The organism is Pseudoalteromonas sp. SR44-5 (genome assembly GCF_014163675.1).
GTDB classification, from domain to species: Bacteria; Pseudomonadota; Gammaproteobacteria; order Enterobacterales; family Alteromonadaceae; genus Pseudoalteromonas; species Pseudoalteromonas rhizosphaerae.
This window is the reverse complement of the sequence record NZ_JACJDT010000113.1, coordinates 1-1,522: the sequence shown is the minus strand read 5'-3', so window position 1 is coordinate 1,522 and position 1,522 is coordinate 1. Positions and strand designations below refer to the sequence as shown.

The following is a 1,522-nucleotide window of genomic DNA, read 5'->3' as shown; positions in this document are numbered from 1 at the left end:
GGCAGCTACGCGGCTATTACTATCAGTGTTAACGATGGCACAGATAGCGCCAGTTTAACGCCATTTACATTAGAGGTCACCAACACCAACGATGCGCCGGTAGGGCAAAACTTCGCGTTTAACCTCGATGAAGCCGCGACATTAACCGTGGCACTTGCAAACGGGTTATTAAGTAACGCCAGCGATGATGATGCAGGCGACACACTCAGCGCAGAGCTGGTCAGTCAACCACAATTTGGTAGTGTCAGCTTAAACAGTGATGGTAGCTTTAGTTATCAACATGACGGCAGTGAAAACCATGGCGACAGCTTTACATTCCAAGTTCGTGATAGCGCCGGTGCGTTATCGGCAGTACAGACAGTAACACTAACGGTCGCGCCAGTTGCAGATGCACCGGTTGTCATGGATGACATTGCCACCACTGCAGAAGACACGCCAGTGAACTTTAGTTTGGTAGCAAATGACAGTGATGCAGAAGATGACTTAGTGGTCGCTTCAGCGGCTATCGTATTACCTGCGAGTAAAGGCACGGTAAGTATCACTAACGGCATTGCCACGTATACACCGAACAGCAACGTAACGGGGACAGACACTTTTACTTATACGGTAAAAGATGCGGCATTGAATACCTCGACAGCGGCAACAGTGACAGTCACCATTACCCCAGTGAACGACCTCCCTGAGGTACAAGCTATCAGCTTAAGTGTGGATGAAGACACCGCATCAGCAGTGACCAATGTGCGTTCACTGGCCAGTGATGTGGAAGACACCATCCCAACGGGCACGATTAACTTAGTCAGAGCGCCAAGCTCAGGGCAAGTGGTGTTTGACCAAGCCGCGGGCACCTTTGTGTATACCCCAGATGCGAACGTTACAGGGCAAGACAGTTTCACCTACACCATTACCGACAGCGAAGGCGGTGTGTCACTGCCAGGAACCGTTACGGTAAATATAGGTGCGGTGAATGACCGCCCCGTTGTTGCTAATGATGCAGTGACGACTGATGAAGATACCGCAACAACGTTAGCTATTTTAGCAAACGACTCAGACGTAGAAGACAGTGGCTTTAATGCTGCCAACGTAAGCCTTGAAAACCAAGGCACGGGGGCGGGCATGTACGACTTTGCGACAGTCAGTGTTAACCTCGATGGTAGTTTAGCTATCGTGCCAAGCCAAGATGTGAATGGGGTATTTAGTTTCACCTACACATTAACAGACAGCGAAGGCTTAAGCTCAACCCCAGCGACCGTCACACTGACCATTAATGCCGTGAACGATGCACCAGTGGCGCTAGATAACACCGCCCAACTGCAAGAAGAAGGTTCATTTGAAGTTAACGTATTGGGTAACGACAGTGATGTTGATATCGGCGACAGCTTAGATGTGAGCAGTGTGACGGTTGTCAGTGCACCAAGCAATGGGCAAACTCAAGTAACCGCAACGGGGGCAATCATTTACACCGCCAATGCAGATTACTATGGTGACGACAGCTTTACTTACACAGTTAAAGACAGCAATGGCG

General features: G+C 49.7%; 1 protein-coding gene. It reads left to right on the top strand.

From position 1 onward, the window contains the following. Positions 1-1,522, top strand: a 1,522-nt coding sequence (locus H5154_RS22670) for a tandem-95 repeat protein (RefSeq protein ID WP_182719719.1), incomplete at both ends; no start/stop codon positions are given.